The sequence below is a fragment of the Desulfatiferula olefinivorans genome, assembly GCF_054657895.1.
In genome coordinates this window covers 1-258 of sequence record NZ_BAAHXV010000150.1, presented here as the reverse complement: position 1 = coordinate 258, position 258 = coordinate 1, and the positions used below count along the sequence as shown (strand labels likewise).

At 41.9% G+C, this 258-nt stretch carries 1 protein-coding gene; it reads left to right on the top strand.

Annotated features, from left to right (window positions below; translation table 11 throughout):
- Window positions 1-249 (top strand): hypothetical protein (locus tag ACYQ11_RS22240; RefSeq protein ID WP_459926029.1); only part of this gene is annotated, 249 nt, incomplete at its 5' end.
- Window positions 250-258: the final 9 nt, after the last annotated feature.

Here is a 258-nt window from a genome sequence, read left to right as displayed (position 1 = left end):
TTTCCCCTTGAGAAAAGCTACAGATTTATTAACCACCCGTTCGCTGCGCTCACTGAAGAACACGCCTATGAGAAAGTAAGTCAAGAAAAAACACCCTTGTATAACAAGAAATCCATTTTTCTTGCTTACGGTCTCCACGCCCCTTCGACCCTTCACATCATCTTCAATGCGACTGCCTTTTCATTAACGGTTCTTACTTTATCAAATATATGCAATAAGGATATCAGTATTCCTCACACGCCTATCTGAGCTCTCTGG